The following is a 15,920-nucleotide window of genomic DNA, read 5'->3' as shown; positions in this document are numbered from 1 at the left end:
GGGGGACCCTCAAGCCCACCCCCCGTACACCGACGGCCTGGTCGAGCGGATGCTCCTTTAAAGACGCCATCTTCATCGTGACCATTACGATAGTCACGACGAGCTTCGCAGCCATCTTCAGATCGTCATCGACGCCTATAATCATGGGCGTGGTCTCAGGACACCACGCGGCCTCATACCCTACGATTACGTCGTGCGAATCCGGACTGACGCCCCCCCTTAATTCAAAAATTGACCCGCCTGGCTACTTCCCAGGTTCAAAAGACCTGGATCAATTTAGCCCTTCTGCCGCAGGAGATTTCAACACGGAAGCCGCTTCAAACCGGTGGCGCGGGGCACATTAGTGTTGCCCCTAACGATCGCGGCGGACCACTTTCGCTACAGCGATGCGAGACGTTGCGCAGGTTAGCGGGGCCGCGACAGGGGTGTACCCAAACGATGAGCGGCCCTGACCTTCGCTTCCGCGCGGCGGATCGCATCAAGCTTCGCAAAAGCCACCCTTCGAGCTACCCGAAAAACGCGGCAGATTACCAAGGGGAATGTTCAGCGCCGACCAAAGATACTGCTAGGGGGCGCCAACAGCGCGGCGAAGGTCCTACCAGACCTTGATTCGAGCATGTAGAATCTCCTAACTCGATCAGGACACCACGCTCGAGTTCCGCGTTCACGCCCTCGCTTGCGAGCGTGAATCAACGCAGCCCTTCACATGCTGAGAGGTAATTATTGATGACTCATGACCTGCAGGCTCAGGCTGCCTACGATCAGCGTATCAGCGTAGGCTTCGGATCGTGGGGATCATCCCCCCCTAAATTTAGAATTTATAGTCCCGAAAATCGTCTTTATATCGGCAGTTACTGTGCCCTTGGCTACGACGTTACCATTTTTGCGGGCGGCACCCACCCTTATAAGCTTCTGACGCAACACCATCTCAAATTGCTATTTGGATTGGAGACGACAGAGCAATGGACGGATGGTAGCCCGTCCCGCTATGACGTGACCAAGATCGGCAGTGACGTGTGGATTGGGGAGGGCGCAGTTATCATGTCCGGGGTGTCGATCGGACATGGCGCAGTTGTCGGCGCGCATGCCGTCGTCGATCAGGACGTCCCTCCCTTCGCGATCGTCGCTGGCAACCGAGCTCGTGTTCTAAAAAGTCGGTTTAGTGAAGAAGTCGGTTACCGGCTTGGACAGCTGGCATGGTGGGATTGGCATCCGGATCGCGTAAAGGCGGCCGCGCATATCATCTCATCAAAGGATATCGATGGACTCGAAAATTACGCAAGAGAACATGACGGGCATTTGCGAACTCCGATTCCAACGCATGACGAACCGCCTGCTGTCAAAATGTCTGAAGTTCAGGAACAGCCGCATCACTCGAATGAGGCGAACCCGAAGAAGACGACGAGGCCGCGCTCACCCCGCAGCAAGTCGACCAAGGCACCGAACGGCACGCCGTAACTGCCGCTTCCGATCGACTCCAATTTCAAAAGCTGGGCTTTCGAGGGCTAGGCAGCTACGCCGCTGCATCGCCCGCCAACTCTGCACGCGCTGCGAGATGAATATGCCGGACGGCACTTCGTCATTAACAAGGCCGCCGCCTGAATCTCCCATGCCCAGCCACCCCCGATTTCGGTCGACTGCACGAAACTCGGGATAGCCCACCCCACGACTGCCGCCCGCCCGGATCCAAGAACGACCACGACCCGACACCCAGCCGCACTGCGAACTAGCGCGGCGCAATAGCATAATCTGCGCCCCATCGTATCGTGGCTCGGACCGCCGAATCGAATACCCCTAAGGCGCTGCTCTTTCCTCCGAAGCCGCGCGTTCGCCGCTCGCGTCCTAACACAAACACACCCTTGTGCCCTTCGCGCGCGACGTCCTGAATGTCCAAACATCCTTCTTACGCCTCGGCAACGCACGCCGATCCGCCGTGACGATAGCACGCCACCAGGCTGCAAGATCAAGAGCCGCGTAGGTCCATCAGTCTCTATGCTCGTCCGTCACAAATCGCGCCTGAACGCCACGCATCGACTAGCGCGCAGAATTGCATCGCGCGCCGTCATCTGCTACCGACCACTCGACAGTAGCTGGTTGGGGGCGCCGCGACAATATCATGGGTTGGCTTTAGCGACTATTTATTATATTTACGGCATGTTATTCGTTATGGGCCGCATTCGTGTAGCTCGACCACTCTGGCAAGGCAGCCCTTCAAACCCAAGATTGGCAAAAAACGAAGTATTAGGGGTTTGGCTGCGAGGGATTTACTGAGAATAAAGCTGTCGGATCTTCACACTCGCGATCACCCAAAGTGTCTCGTTTTTGATGACTTATTTTTTTGAGGATATTTCATCGGACAAAGCGTGATGTTCAGTCATGTCAATTTACGCCGGCGATCAATGATTTAGGTTTAGAACCCGCAGCTTAAACATACGGTGAAAAATGTTCCGGGCTATCCACGTTTGGGACACCTCGCAAAGCAAGTGAAGGAGTTACTATGGCTTTGATGGTGCGGATCCGCGACATATCTATGCTCCACAAGCTGGTATGCTTCCCCCGTAGGCCCCCCGCATCGGCCTCTAGCTGATTGGATCCAAGCCACGACCGTATCAAGGACGTTGCTTTTGGCGGGGGGGGCATCGAGGGATTCATCGGCAGACCAATCCAATTTGGGCCCCTCGAATTTTTGCGCTGCAATATGCGCTGGACTGAAAATCGAAATAATAACAAACAGCGAGTGCTGTGCCCGAGCGTAGCATCAACGCACGAAGGTCTACCGGCCTAACGTGGGTGCGACCGAAGTTTGAGCAATTTTTGAGGAATATATGAAAAAAGCTTTAGTAACAGGCATTTCCGGCCAAGATGGCGCGTATCTGTCAGAGCTCCTCCTCGGCAAAGGCTATGAGGTTTATGGCGCATTCCGGCGGACCAGCTCGGTGAACTTCTGGCGAATGGAAGAGCTTGGTATCGAAAAGCATCCAAACTTCCATCTTGTGGAATGTGATCTTACAGATTTGGGTAATTTCATTTCTCTCTTAAGTCGTTATGAGCCTGATGAAGTTTACAATTTGGCAGCCCAGAGCTTTGTCGGCGTGAGCTTTGACCAGCCGGTAACCACCGGCAAGATCACCGGGCTTGGCGCTTTGAATGTCCTTGAGGCAATCCGGTTGGTTAACCCCAAGATTCGATTCTATCAGGCTAGCACGTCCGAAATGTTCGGCATGGTCCAGGCTATCCCGCAGACAGAAACAACACCCTTCTATCCGCGCAGCCCTTATGGCGTCGCTAAGTTGTACGCCCATTGGATGACCGTCAACTACCGCGAAAGTTACAACATATTTGCGACCAGTGGCATCCTCTTTAACCATGAGAGCCCATTGCGCGGGCGCGAATTCGTTACCCGCAAGGTTACCGACGCAGTGGCCAGAATCAAGCTGGGCAAGTTGGACGCGCTGGAACTCGGGAACATCGATGCACAGCGCGACTGGGGATATGCGAAAGAGTACGTAGAGGGTATGTGGCGCATGCTGCAGGTCGATCAGCCTGACACATATGTTCTCGCGACCAACCGTATGTATACCGTCCGCGATTTCATTTCTCTCGCGTTCCAGGCTGCCGATATCACCGTCGAGTTCCGTGGTTCTGAAGTGAATGAAACGGCCGTCGATTCCGCAACGGGCAAGACCGTGATGCGGATCAATCCCAAATTCTATCGTCCTGCAGAAGTCGAGCTCCTGATCGGCGATGCGACCAAGGCCAAAACCGATCTTGGGTGGGAAGCGAAGACTTCCCTGGAAGATCTCTGTGCCATGATGGTAGAAACAGATATGGAACGGAACGAAAGAAACGCGTCTTTCTGATGTGATATACAGATAACAGGCCCCTTAATATGCGCCATTGTACGATACGCTGGAAGGTAGAAAGTAATGACTGACCCAACCTCGGGTACTTTACAGTATCTCACGGAAAAGGAGGGCAGTGAATTCGTACAGGCCTGTTATCGTGATATTCTACAGCGCGACGCCGATCCTGTCGGGTTAGACAACAACCTCGCCGCCTTGGCGAACGGGACTTCCAAAGCCCGGATTCTTGCCGCGATCGCGAACAGCGACGAAGCCTGTCTTAACAATATGGCGGGGTCACGCCTGGCGCGGTCCGCCCGTCGGCGGGCCTATCTGGAAAACAGCGGATTGGTGTGGCCTCTCAAGGCGATGCTTGCTCCGTTAATGGCCCGGAAGTGGGCCAATTCCATAGAAGCCCGCCGCGCGGTGCTGCTGGAACGCATCGATGCCAGCCCGGAAGACGCGCCGGTCGGCACCCGACAAGCGGTTGAAGCGGTGCGCCTTTCGATCTCCAATTGGCGCGATGAAATAGCCCGGAGCCGGATCTCTACCGATCCCCAGCAAAACCATGCGGTGATCAACAACCTCTGGTTCGACATGACCACGGCATTCCAGTGGACCGGAGGTGTCGTGGGCATCGTCCGCGCCGAGTTGGAGATGGCCTGCGGACTAGCTCGAACATATCCGAACATCCGCTTTTCGATGCAAATTGATCAGGGGTTCGCGGAAATTCCGAAGCATGAGCTCCGGTGGCTTCTGGATGCAGACAACGTAGCCGACGCGTATATGCATTTCTTCGCGCGCTATAAGGGCGCGATTGAGAAAACCAAGACCATCCATGTGCAGACGCCCGACGTCGAAGGCTTCTTCCACCCTTATGAAGCCGGTGACGCTGTTATTGCCATGGGCTGGATGGACAGCCAAAAAGAAAGGCTCTTTGCGCTCGCAAAGGATCAGCTAGGCGCATTTTATCTCTTCTATCTTGTTTACGACATCATTATGTTGCTTAACGAGACAAAGCATTTTTACGATCCAATCGGCCGGGAGCGTTTCGAGCGATATATCGAGTGGATCTCGCATAACTGCGACATGATCTTCTATGGGGGGCGTACCGCCCAAATCGACACCGAAGCGTTGCAACGAAGCAGGGGCTGGCCATCTCCGCGCGGCGTTCCGGTCAAATTCGGCACGGATATCGTCAAGAATCCCGGCACGAATGACGATATGGACATCCTCAAAGGGCTCGGCATTACTGGCGAGTTTATCATCACCGTCGGGTCGCTCGAACCGCGCAAGAACCATGAAACGCTGTACAGGGCGTATCTGATGGCGCTCGAGATGGAGAATGACGATCTGTGTCAGCTCGTCTTTATAGGCAAGCCGATGTGGCGCGTGGACGACATGATGGACACGATCTCGCGCGATCCGCGCCTTAAGGGTAAGTTGCTCCGTCTGACCCCCACGGATATGGAGCTGGCCGCGCTCTATAAGAACTGCCGGTTCACGGTCCTGCCGAGTATCTATGAAGGTTGGAGCCTCACTCTTCCGGAGAGTCTGGGCCAGGGGAAGTTTTGTCTATGCTCGGACACACCCCCGCTTCGCGAAATTGGGCGAGACCTCGTGGACTACGTCGACACGTACGACGTGCGGGGTTGGGCAGAAAAAATCATCCTCTATGCAAAGGATGACGCCTTGCTTCAGACTTACGAAGCTAAGATTGCGTCGGGCTGGCCTAGTATGAAATGGTCGGACACTGCGCGAGAAATGCTTGATGCAGCGTTTGCCTTTGTACCGTCACATAGTCCGCCAGCGTTCGACGAGCCTCCGGTGATATGGATGGATATGACGATGTCCTTCCTAGAGTGGCAGGGCGGAATAAGCGGAATTGTGCGCGCCGAACTTGAATATGCAAAGCATCTCAAGGCGCTGGACCCGCGTACGCGGTTTTTCGCCTACCAGCGTGTTTACAATTATTTCTTCGAGATCGATGACAGCTATCTGATGTGGCTCTTCGACAGCACCGACCTGGCGACCAGCTACGCAAACTTCCACGAATATTGGAACGAACACGAAGGCAATAGCTCTGGCTTCCGCAATCCTTTCCGCCAGGGACAAGACGGGATGCCCTTCCCTGAACATGCAGCTTACCTTCCCACCATACCGAGGAATTCGATTGTGTTCTTCGCGGGGATCGATTCCGACGAGAACGGCAACCTTTCCCGCATTCCGAAGATTAGCAGTCTGTTCCAATCGGGCCGGAGCATATTACAGTCTCAGCTGATCTACGACCTTACGCCGGTTCTGACGCCGCAATTCCATACGCCGACGACATGCATCGGGTTCCGCACCCTTTTCGACCATGTCTCGAACAAGTTCGATCATATCGTTTATGGTGGACGAACGGCACAGCGTGATGGAATTGCGTTTGAGGAACGCGAACATTGGAAGGTTCCGGCCAGCGATTTCGTCGAATTCGGCGCCGATCTCGGCTCGATCCACGGTGCGACCGACAGCCAGAGAGACGCCGAGATATTGCAGCATCTCGGCATCGATTCCGACTTCGTCATTACGGTCGGTACTATTGAACCGCGCAAGAACCATGAGGCACTCTACAAGGCATATCTTATAATGCTGCGAAAGAACCTTTTGAAAAAGCCGCTGCAGATGATTTTCGTAGGCAAACGCGGGTGGAAATCGAGCGATTTTCTCGATTCGTTTTCTGCCGATGAACGCGTTCGCGACAAGATCATTATTCTTAGCCCGACTGATGAAGAGCTCAGCGTTCTTTACCGGAATTGCAAATTTACGCTGCTTCCGAGCTTTTACGAAGGATGGAGCCTTACATTGCCTGAGAGCCTGTCGTACGGAAAGTTTTGCTTAACATCGGACGTCGATCCGCTGCGCGAGACCGGCCGAGACTTGGTGGAATATATCCATCCTTTGGACACGGCCGCGTGGGCGGAACGCATCGCGTTCTATGCCAACAACGAGGGGCAGGTTACGAGCTGGGAACGCAAGATCAAGGCGCAATGGCGTGCGACAACGTGGCGCGAATCCTCCGAAATACTATTGGAGGCCCTTCGCGGCGCGCATGCCGAGAAGGTCATCGAGCACAGCGCCCGACCGGAGAGGGAGAATGCATAATGGCGCGCATATTGGTCACAGGGGCGACCGGCTTCGTCGGATCTTGCGTTTACGCGCTCCTGCAGCGTGAAGGGCACGATACGCATGGTACCACCAAGTCGCGGCCGCACGGCAACATCGTCTATTGCAACATCGAGGATAAAACGGGCGTTTCCCTCCTGCTGAAACAGTTACAGCCTGACGTCATTATACATTGTGCCGCGATATCGAGTGTAACGTCCTCTAAGAGCTTTGAGTACTATTCTGCAAACACGGTAGCGACTGAGAATATCCTGGAAGCCGTCAGAATGGCGGCTAAACGGACGCGCTTCATCTTTATCAGTACGGCCGGTGTGTATGGCAATCAGGACACGGATAGCCTATCCGAGGATCTATGTCCGAAGCCAGTCCATCACTATGGGATGAGTAAATTTTGCTGCGAGCGATTAATTCATAATTTCAGTGATATACTCGACTATACGATAATCCGGCCTTTCAACGTGATCGGTCTTGACCAGACAGCCGACTTTATTGTCCCAAAGCTCTCAAGGGCGTTCGCCGCCCGCGAACCAGTTGTTCGCCTGGGTAATATCGACGTATACAGAGACTACATCGATATCGAAGAAGCCTGCAATATCATCCGACAGATGATCTTTCTCGAACGCTCTTATGGCGAAACGTACAACCTATGCTCGGGGATACCGGTCTCGTTAAGGGACTTGCTCGGTCTTTTTGCCAAAATCACCGGTCACGAGATAAAGGTCGAGATAGCGCCAGAGTTCGTTAGGAGAAATGAAGTGTGGCGGCTTACAGGTGATGCGACGAAATTGAAGACGCTCATAGGCGGTGGTGTTCCAGAGATCTCTATCGAGGAAAGCATTCAGAGGATTGTTGCCGGTGAACAGGCACGGCTACGATAGATCGGTATCAAGCGGCGCGGCGGGCGCAGCGCGCTGCAGCGCCTTCTACGATCGTTGTGCGAGTCGCTTGCGCCCGCCCACCGTTGGTAATGCGTCTAAGGGCTAATCAGAGATCGACCTGCGTGAGCCTCGTAGAATGCCCCGGCTTACGGAGATCGGTTGCAGCCACGTGAACGCCGAATTCCCGGTATTGAGCACGCGAAAGCATCCGGCGGTGCCTGAGAATGCACGGCGGGGCGGGAGGGGGGAATCCGTTTACCGCCGCTTGGCGCATCGATCTAGCCCCGGCATTGTATTCCGAAAACCTTTGCGATCTGGGGGTTGGAGCCTCAGAGTAGGGCCCGTTCAAGGCAATTGACCCTGGCCAAAACGGCTGTAGGAACGAGCGACAAGTCCACGAAATGAGACCGTGCGCACGGCCCGAACAAGCAGCTGCCGTTAACGCTCACTCTCGACACCCCCCCAGCTTATGTGAGAAGAATGAATGACCAATTTGATCGGGTCAGGAACGGACGCTATCGACACCGGTGATATCCTGTGGTTTCATTCTTTTGAGCTTCAGGATGGCAAAACCATCGACGGTGTAAAACCACTCGAGATACAGAAGGCTGAGGCGGATATATTCTTCGCCGGTGGACTGGAAGGAAAAGCGGTCCTGGACATCGGTGCGTGGGACGGTTTCTTCTCCTATGAGGCCGAGCGTCGCGGCGCGGCCCGAGTTTTGGCGACAGATCATTATTGTTGGTCGGGTCCGGGGTGGGGAACCCGAAAAGGCTTCGACTGGATGCATAACGCCCTTCACTCGAGTGTCGAAAGTTTGGACGTCGATGTTCTTTCCCTCGACCCTTCCGCGTTGGGTCAGTTCGACGTCGTGCTCTTCCTCGGGGTGCTTTATCATGTCAAGGACCCGTATGCCTGCTTGGAAGCGGCGGCCAGGATGTGCTCCGACCATCTCATCATCGAGACGGTGACAGCGTTGCAGAACGAGCCTTTGCCGGCGATGCGCCTCTATAAGCCAGGGGAACTTGGCGGTGATCCAACCAACTTCTGGGCACCCAATTTGCCCGCGCTCGAGCTGATGCTAATCACTTTTGGCTTCACGCGGATCGAAGCCGTGCCCTCTCCAGCGTCTGGTTCCCACCCGCTTCGCAAGAACCGCAGCCGGCCGCTACGCTCCAAAAAGACGAATAGCGCCAGCCACCGAACGATCATTCACGCCTGGCGGTGAGCGGCCACTTCGCTGCGCATCAGCAGCTCTAGTAGGCCATCGGCCGAATCCCGCCATGTAGGCAAGCGCGCGGTGGTGACTGCATCGCGCGTCTGGCTGTTATCACGCACGATCGCCGATATGGCGTCGGCAATTTCGTCGGCATCGGCATTTTGGGAGAAGAACTGCAAACCAAACTTTTCATGGGCGCGAAAAGCCGGAATATCCCTCGCCAGAACCGGACAGGAGCGCGCAAGTGCCTCGAACACCGGAAGCCCGAAACCCTCGCCATGAGACGCACACACAAGCGCTTGAGCCTCGTCGTATAGATCGATCAAACCCGCATCGTCCACTGTCGACAGCCACTGGAGGCGGCGGCCGTACTCTTGGTTGCGGACGATCCGCTGTTGAAGCACTTCCGTTTTCCAACCTGCACGCCCCACGATCACCAAACTGATGTCAAAACCGCGCTGCCAGAGTATCTCGACTGCGCTGAGCAGCGCATCATATCCTTTGCGCGGTTCTATCGTTCCAACAGCCAAAATGAACCGTTCGGTGATGGGTGGCATCGATGGGATCGAACTCAAACCAGCCAGGATGGGAGCAATATCGAAGCCCATCGGGAAGACTTCGACCTTAACTTCCTGACCCAACCCGAACTGCGCTGCCAAGACGCTTCGAACCTCGTCAGCGACATGGGGCGAGATGCACACATATCCGTCAGCCAATTTTGCTGTGGCCGCCAGCCACCACCGGAAGCGGACGGCAACTTTAGCCGAGAAATGCTCGGGCGTTTGCATCGGTAGCAAATCATAGACGACAAACCAAAATCGCAGGCCGTTTCTTTTAAAGCGTAAAAGCGACTTGGCCAAACGACGGATCGCATCGAAAGACAGGTCCAGCCCCAAAAAGACGTCCCCAGCCCGCGGTATCATGAGAGGCTCGGGAGCCCCCGCCACCGCCGGCCATGGCGTATACCGAAACGTTCCACCGGTGTAGCGAACCGGCGTGATTTCCCAATTGCCGGGCCGGCGGGTCATCTCAGTTAAGACCGATCTGACAACGCGCTGGATCCCGGTACGAGCATCAGTACGCGCAATCGTCGTGACATCGACGAGTAACCGCCGCGGCGTGCCGTCCGCCAGCGGACTGCTGGAACTGTTGACCCGAGCCCACCGTACCCGTCGGCGCTCGAGCCAAGCCGGCGAGAGTATCGGCAGCAGTCTATACGCTATCTCCCACCCCATGGTCACAACGGCTCTGCCGTCGTACCGTCGAAGCTAGCGATCGCCGCGCGACCCGATCGCGCAACGAGCAGCTTATGCGGGCTCGAGCGAATGCGTATAAAAGTGGAAAGCATCTGCGGTGTTATCGAAATTGTGCAACTCACCTTTGACCAAAACCGCTGCTCTATTGCAATGTTCCTGAATATAGTTCGCATCGTGTGACACGATGACAAGCGCGCGATCAGCGCGCTTCTCAAAAAGCTCGATCCGGCATTTCTCGTGGAAACGCGAGTCGCCAACCGAAATAACCTCATCGATCAGAAAGCAATCGAACTCTATACTCATCGATACCGCAAAACCAAGTCGAGCGCGCATGCCCGCCGAATAGGTATTGATCGGCTCATAAAGATAATCACCGAGATCCGAGAACTGCTGGATGAAGGCTATCCGATCTTCGGCCTTTACGCCATAGATGCGACAGATGAAGCGGAGGTTATCGATACCAGTCAACGCAGACTGAAACCCGCCAGTGTATGCAAGTGGCCAAGAAGCACTCATAGTGCGCCTGACGATGCCGTCGGTTGGCTGCTCGGCACCACTGATAATGCGGATTAGGGTCGACTTCCCTGCCCCATTTCGACCGAGGATACCGAGCTTATCACCAGGTGCGATCGACAGATTGACATCCTTTAGGATCTGCCGAGGGCCGCGCCGCGTGCGGTAAAATTTGTTCACATCTATCAGGTTGATCATTCGGGGATCACTTCCCGGCTAACTTTCCGGAGTTGGGCAAGCGCAATCACCGTCAAACCTGCGCACCACAACATGGCATACGGCATATCATAATGGGCATGGAATTTGCTCCCGAAATACCCCTGACGAATAAACTCTGTACAATGCACCATCGGTAGGAAAAGCACCACGCGCTGCGCTTCGGGGGGAAGGATATCAACCAGGAATGCCGCCCCGGACAAAGGAAATAGGAGATAAGATGCCGGATGCCAAAGCTTGTCGACAAGTTCCGACTGCTCGGCCCATGCGCTTAACAACAAAGCCAACGACATTCCGAACCATGCCAGCACTACCCAGCCACCCATGACCTGAAGCACGTCTTCTGGCGGGACGATCCAGCCCAACGAGATAAACATAAGCGACAGGACCACAAAGGATATGGTCGCCCCCGCTGCCTCAAGCAGGAGCCGCGCCAAGAGTACGTCCATTACCTTAACCTGACGATGATACATCAAGGACAAGTTTGGTTTGATGGCGCCGATCGTGCGAGCGGACATATTTCGCCACAGTAGGACGCTTGAATACCCCGTCACTGCAAAAGCGACGATCGGCAAATCAACCCCATGCGCTGACTTCGTGAGCGTCCATAGCGTCGTAACTCCGAGCGTGAACAACATAGGTTCGACAAAGAGCCACAAGAAACCAATGTTATGCCGACCATATCTCGTAAGCATCTCACGCAGAAGCAGGGCCCAGATCACGCGGCGCTGAATGGCAAACGCCGCAGAGAATGACTGGAAGGAGCGGCTCATAGCCAATGCCTCAGCTCTTATGTTCGTGGACACCAGCCAACAGCATGGTCAGGATGCCCCAGGCGACAATACCGAGCAACAGCGTCGAGAGGATACCACGGAACCGTCGCGGTTCTAACGCTTGGTCCGGCATGCTGGGCTCGACAATTCGTTCGAGATACGCTTGCTTGCGACGCGCTTCGTTAGCGGCGTCCTGCAAGGAGGTCATCGCTGCGCCAAGTTGCTTGTCGGCGAACTGGCTTTCGAGCGACAAGCGTTGATATTGCGCCGCCGTCGAAGAAAGCGACTTTTGGCCGCCTGCCACCATCGAAACCTGGTTCTGCATCTCTCGCTCGAGTCCCGCAACGCGGGTAGCAAGCACGTCTATCTGCGGGTTCTGTGGCGTGTAGGAGCGCAGCTGGAGCAACTCCGACCGGGCAGCGATGATCTCGTCCTGAAGCTTTGACACCATTTGAAGTTGTGCGGTTGCTTGCTTCTCCGGATCAACGACGCCCTCGCTGTTGCGAAAAGCGGAGAGTGCGAGTGCGGCCGTACGGGCCTTCTGCTTCGCCTCGTCGACTTCGACTGAGGCGAAATGAATTAGATCTTGCCTGCCGCGTTCGTTCAAGTGATTGACAGTCGCCTCTGCCATGCTGAGAAGTTGCGAGTTGACCCGATACGCCTCTTGAGGGGAGAACGCCCGGACGGACAACGTCGTAATCGATGCCGCGCTCTCGTGATCGACGGAAATTTTGCCCTTATAGTATTTGTAAAGCGACTCGAAGCTGTCGCTCATGCCGCCGCCGTTGAACCGATCGACAAACGATATTTTCGGATCATCATATGCTTTACGGAACGCGTCGCCTTTGTTGAGCGCGGCCAGAGCATCTCGCGATTGAATGAAGCTTTCAGCGGCAAAAATCTCATCACCGCCATTAGTAAACCCGGTAGATTTGAGTAGCACTCCCAATCCCGAAGTGGCCGGCTTGTCGGGACTGCGGACTACGAAGCGTGATTCCGAAATATAGACATCGGATGCGAGGAATACGAAGTAAATAATCGCAACGATTGTGGGAAGCACTACAGTAAATAGCAACACCCGATCAATCTTCGCAAATCGCTCAAACATCGTATTTTGCATATTTTCTACGTTCCGTATCGATCGCGATATGATCGAATTTCAAAATGTCATGCCCATGAAGGGAGGGTTTTGCAACCGCAAAGGCCTTTCGTACGCCTCTCAACCAGGACGCGCACGCCCTAACGCGCCCTCGCAATCCCGCGGAAGCACCACTGCATCCCGCGAGATCTCACGGAGCAACGTTGGAAAGCGAAGCGATCGGATAGAGGGTGGAAGCAATTACGCTTACGAATTTTTGGACGTCAGCAAGCGGAGCGTTCGATACGTACAGAACGTCCTTGTCGCGGATCGGAAACGTCTGAGCGACGAAGAAAGTCGCTGGATCCTTCAGATTCACCCGATAAATTACCGCGACCTTGCCATCCGGGGTCAGTTGCGCTCCCGCGCGCGTTGCCGGATCGAGCGCGGAAGGGTCTTCGAAGCGAAAAATAAAGATGCCTTTTACGTCCGCTCGCTGATCCTGCAATCCAGCCACCCTTGCGAGCCCTTGCGCGAGCGTCAGACCGGTTCCCTCGAAAGCTACTTCTTCGTTCCGGCCGGTCGCGCCAAGGGCAGTGAAGCTAAAGGGCTGAAATAGCGCAGTTACAACATCATCAGGCTGAAGGCGGATGTTTTGGCGTGGGTCGCGGATAACCGCGCCGAGTGGCATCGAGGCAATTTTCTCGCCGCGCGTGACCTGAATGGTCATCTTTCCGATCGCCTGACGGACCCCGCCCACCGCTGCCAATACGTCCAGTAGCCGCTCCCCCTTGGCCGTCACAGGCACGCGTGCACTCGTCGCGACGTCTCCGACCACTGTTACATTGGAACTGGCGTTTCGGACGGTGCGGACGATGACCTGCGGCAGGTGCGCCTTCCCGGCAAGCCGGTTGGCAATCTCGCGCTCGATCTGGGTCGACGTCCGCCCGGCGGCGACTACCGATCCAACGAACGGAATATTGATACGTCCCTCGCTGCTTACCATCTGTTCCGGCAGCGTCGTCCCACGAGCGGTCGAGCTTGAGGAGTTCAGCCGCGACTCACCGCCAACCGAGCCGAACAACGCCGCCGGCGGGGCCTCCCAGATGGCGATGTCGAGCACGTCACCGCGACCGATCAACGACCCGGCGGGATAACCATCGCCCAACGACTCGGCGAAGAACTTGTCGCGCAGGCTGGAATTCACCTGCCGGGCGACAGCGTCTGAGACATCCACGATCCTGATCGTGGCGTAGTTCGTCATTTTCGCACCGTCTGCCCGCGTGACGGCTCGCGTCGAAGGACCGGCCGCAGACATGATTGCGCAACCCGAGAGCGAAAGCGCGGCCGTGGAAATAAGCAGCGCCCTACCGAGTCCCCCAAGAGACCTGCCCAATCGAGAAATCGTCATCACGTTCCTTTACCCGACCCGACCGGCGTAAGCACGGTAGACGCCGATAGTTTTGTCGATGCAGCGATCCCAGCTATAGTGCGCCGCCACCGCCAACCCCGCCCCTATAGCGGCGTTGCGCCAGATGTCATCCTCCAAAGCCCGCTCGATCCCGGCGCTCAGGGCGTCGATATCGTCGGGGTCAATCATCATCGCAGCCCCCCTGGTCACCTCGGGCAGACAAGAACGGTTGGACACGATCGCTGGAACGCCGCACGCCATCGCTTCAATCGGTGGCAGGCCAAATCCTTCGTAAATCGACGGGTACAGAAACAGGCACGCGCCCGCATACAGCGTCGGCAGATCGCTCTCGTCGACGAAACCGAGCATAATCAAGCGCCCTCTATCTTCCTCGCCTTTGATGAGCGCATGCAGGTGGTCGTTGGCCCACCCCTTTGCACCAACGAGCACGAGGGGAAGGTCCCTTCCTGTGCGTTCGCAAAAAAGCGCATGAGCCCGAATAGCCGACTCGATCCGTTTGCGCGGCTCGAACGTCGCGACCGAAAGAATATAGTTCTTAAAGTCTGCTCCTAATATACGACGCAAATCAGGCCCCAACGTATCTCGATCTCGCGGTTTAAACCGGTTCGACACCCCTAGATGTACCGTCGTAATCTTCTCGGGCGGATAAGACAGATGCTCGATCATTTCTTGTCGCGTCGCTTCCGAGTCGGCCAAGACGTGTGAAGCTCGCTCTAGGGAGTCTCCGAACCGCTTTTCGAAATCGCGAATACGCTCTATCGGATGTGTTGCTGCATGCAAGAATATCGATAGATCGTGAACCGTGATGATGCCACTTTCCGCACGCTGTGGCAGGAAATAATTGGTGCCATGAATCAAGCGATTCTTGAAGTCAGCTTCCGCCCGCCACCTCCTGACGATTTTCGGCAGGCGCGACCGTCGGCGAGCCGCGCCCGAGACGAGACCGGCCGGGTCGCGATGCCGATTTTCGTCAAGAAAGTAAAATAAGCTATCAATCGCGGGATTCAGAGGCAGGCGTTGACACAACTCCCAAGTGTAGCGGCCAATACCGGTAAGATTTGTAGCAAGAGATTCAACTGTCAATCCGACCTTCATATTCACTCCCCAGATATTTTTGCAAAATCTATCAATTCACCGCACCAATCGCACGCCAAAGATCTTGCTGGAAATTTCGTCTTATTTAACAAGATGCCGATATCGATTAGCAATAACGGAGAAGCACGGTATTTTACATGGAAAAGGGAGCATCGGCAGATTAATTTCGCCTATAGCATAGCGATGTCACGAATCCATACCCGTGACGCATCCGGGCGATACCCACGAAAAAAGGGCGCCCGAAACAAACGTTTGCGCACGGAATCAAGGTTTCCAATCATCGCGGCGAGCTTGGCACGGAGATATAATCAGCCTGAGACAGATCATCGCCAAGGACTCTAGATACAAATTTCAGCTTAGCTGTTTTTTTATCCATGTCAGTTGAATATACGCACCACAGTGAGATTCCACGACACAAATAATTTCGACTTGAGACTCTATAGCTGAACCGTC

11 protein-coding genes are annotated in these 15,920 nt (G+C 55.3%); 5 read left to right on the top strand and 6 right to left on the bottom strand.

Annotation, left to right across the window (positions count from 1 at the left end; all coding sequences use genetic code 11):
- The first annotated feature begins 726 nt into the window (after nt 1–726).
- The 5 genes from RH90_RS24590 to RH90_RS06155 all read left to right on the top strand — a co-directional run bounded on the left by RH90_RS24590 (nt 727) and on the right by RH90_RS06155 (nt 9,113).
- Nucleotides 727–1,458: a CatB-related O-acetyltransferase gene (locus tag RH90_RS24590; RefSeq protein ID WP_081476875.1), complete on the top strand. Its 732-nt coding sequence runs from the start codon at nt 727–729 to the stop codon at nt 1,456–1,458.
- A gap of 1,367 nt (nt 1,459–2,825) precedes the next feature.
- Nucleotides 2,826–3,860: a GDP-mannose 4,6-dehydratase gene (gmd, locus tag RH90_RS06170; protein ID WP_010184547.1), complete on the top strand. Its 1,035-nt coding sequence runs from the start codon at nt 2,826–2,828 to the stop codon at nt 3,858–3,860.
- A gap of 66 nt (nt 3,861–3,926) precedes the next feature.
- On the top strand, nt 3,927–6,986 hold the full coding sequence (locus RH90_RS21995; protein WP_010184546.1) for a glycosyltransferase: 3,060 nt from the start codon (nt 3,927–3,929) through the stop codon (nt 6,984–6,986).
- Nucleotides 6,986–7,885: an NAD-dependent epimerase/dehydratase family protein gene (locus RH90_RS06160; protein ID WP_010184545.1), complete on the top strand. Its 900-nt coding sequence runs from the start codon at nt 6,986–6,988 to the stop codon at nt 7,883–7,885. The genes RH90_RS21995 and RH90_RS06160 overlap by 1 nt, the downstream gene beginning before the upstream one ends.
- 484 nt (nt 7,886–8,369) lie before the next feature.
- Nucleotides 8,370–9,113 carry a class I SAM-dependent methyltransferase gene (locus tag RH90_RS06155; protein WP_010184544.1) on the top strand — a complete coding sequence of 248 codons (744 nt, stop codon included), beginning with the start codon at nt 8,370–8,372 and terminating at the stop codon, nt 9,111–9,113.
- On the opposite strand, the gene RH90_RS06150 is transcribed toward RH90_RS06155, so the two are convergent.
- The 6 genes from RH90_RS06150 to RH90_RS06125 form a co-directional block, all read right to left on the bottom strand.
- Nucleotides 9,098–10,000 carry a glycosyltransferase family 4 protein gene (locus RH90_RS06150; protein ID WP_157134522.1) on the bottom strand — a complete coding sequence of 301 codons (903 nt, stop codon included), beginning with the start codon at nt 9,998–10,000 and terminating at the stop codon, nt 9,098–9,100. The two genes, RH90_RS06155 and RH90_RS06150, sit on opposite strands and share 16 nt — an antisense overlap.
- 411 nt (nt 10,001–10,411) lie before the next feature.
- Nucleotides 10,412–11,071 (bottom strand): ABC transporter ATP-binding protein, encoded by a 660-nt coding sequence (locus RH90_RS06145; RefSeq protein WP_010184541.1) that lies wholly within the window; start codon nt 11,069–11,071, stop codon nt 10,412–10,414.
- On the bottom strand, nt 11,068–11,862 hold the full coding sequence (locus RH90_RS06140) for an ABC transporter permease (RefSeq protein WP_010184540.1): 795 nt from the start codon (nt 11,860–11,862) through the stop codon (nt 11,068–11,070). Before RH90_RS06140 ends, RH90_RS06145 begins: the two co-directional genes overlap by 4 nt.
- A 10-nt stretch (nt 11,863–11,872) precedes the next feature.
- Entirely contained in the window at nt 11,873–12,982 is a 1,110-nt protein-coding gene (locus tag RH90_RS06135; protein WP_010184538.1) for a capsular polysaccharide export protein, read from the bottom strand.
- 169 nt (nt 12,983–13,151) lie between these two features.
- Nucleotides 13,152–14,204, bottom strand: coding sequence for a polysaccharide biosynthesis/export family protein (locus RH90_RS06130; protein WP_232280310.1), 1,053 nt, complete (start codon nt 14,202–14,204; stop codon nt 13,152–13,154).
- Between the two features lie 156 nt (nt 14,205–14,360).
- Entirely contained in the window at nt 14,361–15,467 is a 1,107-nt protein-coding gene (locus RH90_RS06125; protein ID WP_029625084.1) for a glycosyltransferase family 4 protein, read from the bottom strand.
- Nucleotides 15,468–15,920 lie beyond the last annotated feature (453 nt).

This window comes from Sphingomonas sp. PAMC 26605 (assembly GCF_000241485.1).
Classification (GTDB): domain Bacteria; phylum Pseudomonadota; class Alphaproteobacteria; order Sphingomonadales; family Sphingomonadaceae; genus Sphingomonas.
This window is presented reverse-complemented; position numbering and strand designations above follow the sequence as displayed.

Excerpts from the sequence above, each read along its gene's own strand:
- RH90_RS06145 (WP_010184541.1), bottom strand. The coding sequence starts at position 11,071 with ATGATCAACCTGATAGATGTGAACAAATTTTACCGCACGCGGCGCGGC.
- RH90_RS06135 (WP_010184538.1), bottom strand. The coding sequence starts at position 12,982 with ATGCAAAATACGATGTTTGAGCGATTTGCGAAGATTGATCGGGTGTTG.
- RH90_RS24590 (WP_081476875.1), top strand. The coding sequence starts at position 727 with ATGACTCATGACCTGCAGGCTCAGGCTGCCTACGATCAGCGTATCAGC.
- RH90_RS06125 (WP_029625084.1), bottom strand. The coding sequence starts at position 15,467 with ATGAAGGTCGGATTGACAGTTGAATCTCTTGCTACAAATCTTACCGGT.
- RH90_RS06140 (WP_010184540.1), bottom strand. The coding sequence starts at position 11,862 with ATGAGCCGCTCCTTCCAGTCATTCTCTGCGGCGTTTGCCATTCAGCGC.
- RH90_RS06160 (WP_010184545.1), top strand. The coding sequence starts at position 6,986 with ATGGCGCGCATATTGGTCACAGGGGCGACCGGCTTCGTCGGATCTTGC.
- RH90_RS06155 (WP_010184544.1), top strand. The coding sequence starts at position 8,370 with ATGACCAATTTGATCGGGTCAGGAACGGACGCTATCGACACCGGTGAT.
- gmd (WP_010184547.1), top strand. The coding sequence starts at position 2,826 with ATGAAAAAAGCTTTAGTAACAGGCATTTCCGGCCAAGATGGCGCGTAT.
- RH90_RS06130 (WP_232280310.1), bottom strand. The coding sequence starts at position 14,204 with ATGACGAACTACGCCACGATCAGGATCGTGGATGTCTCAGACGCTGTC.
- RH90_RS21995 (WP_010184546.1), top strand. The coding sequence starts at position 3,927 with ATGACTGACCCAACCTCGGGTACTTTACAGTATCTCACGGAAAAGGAG.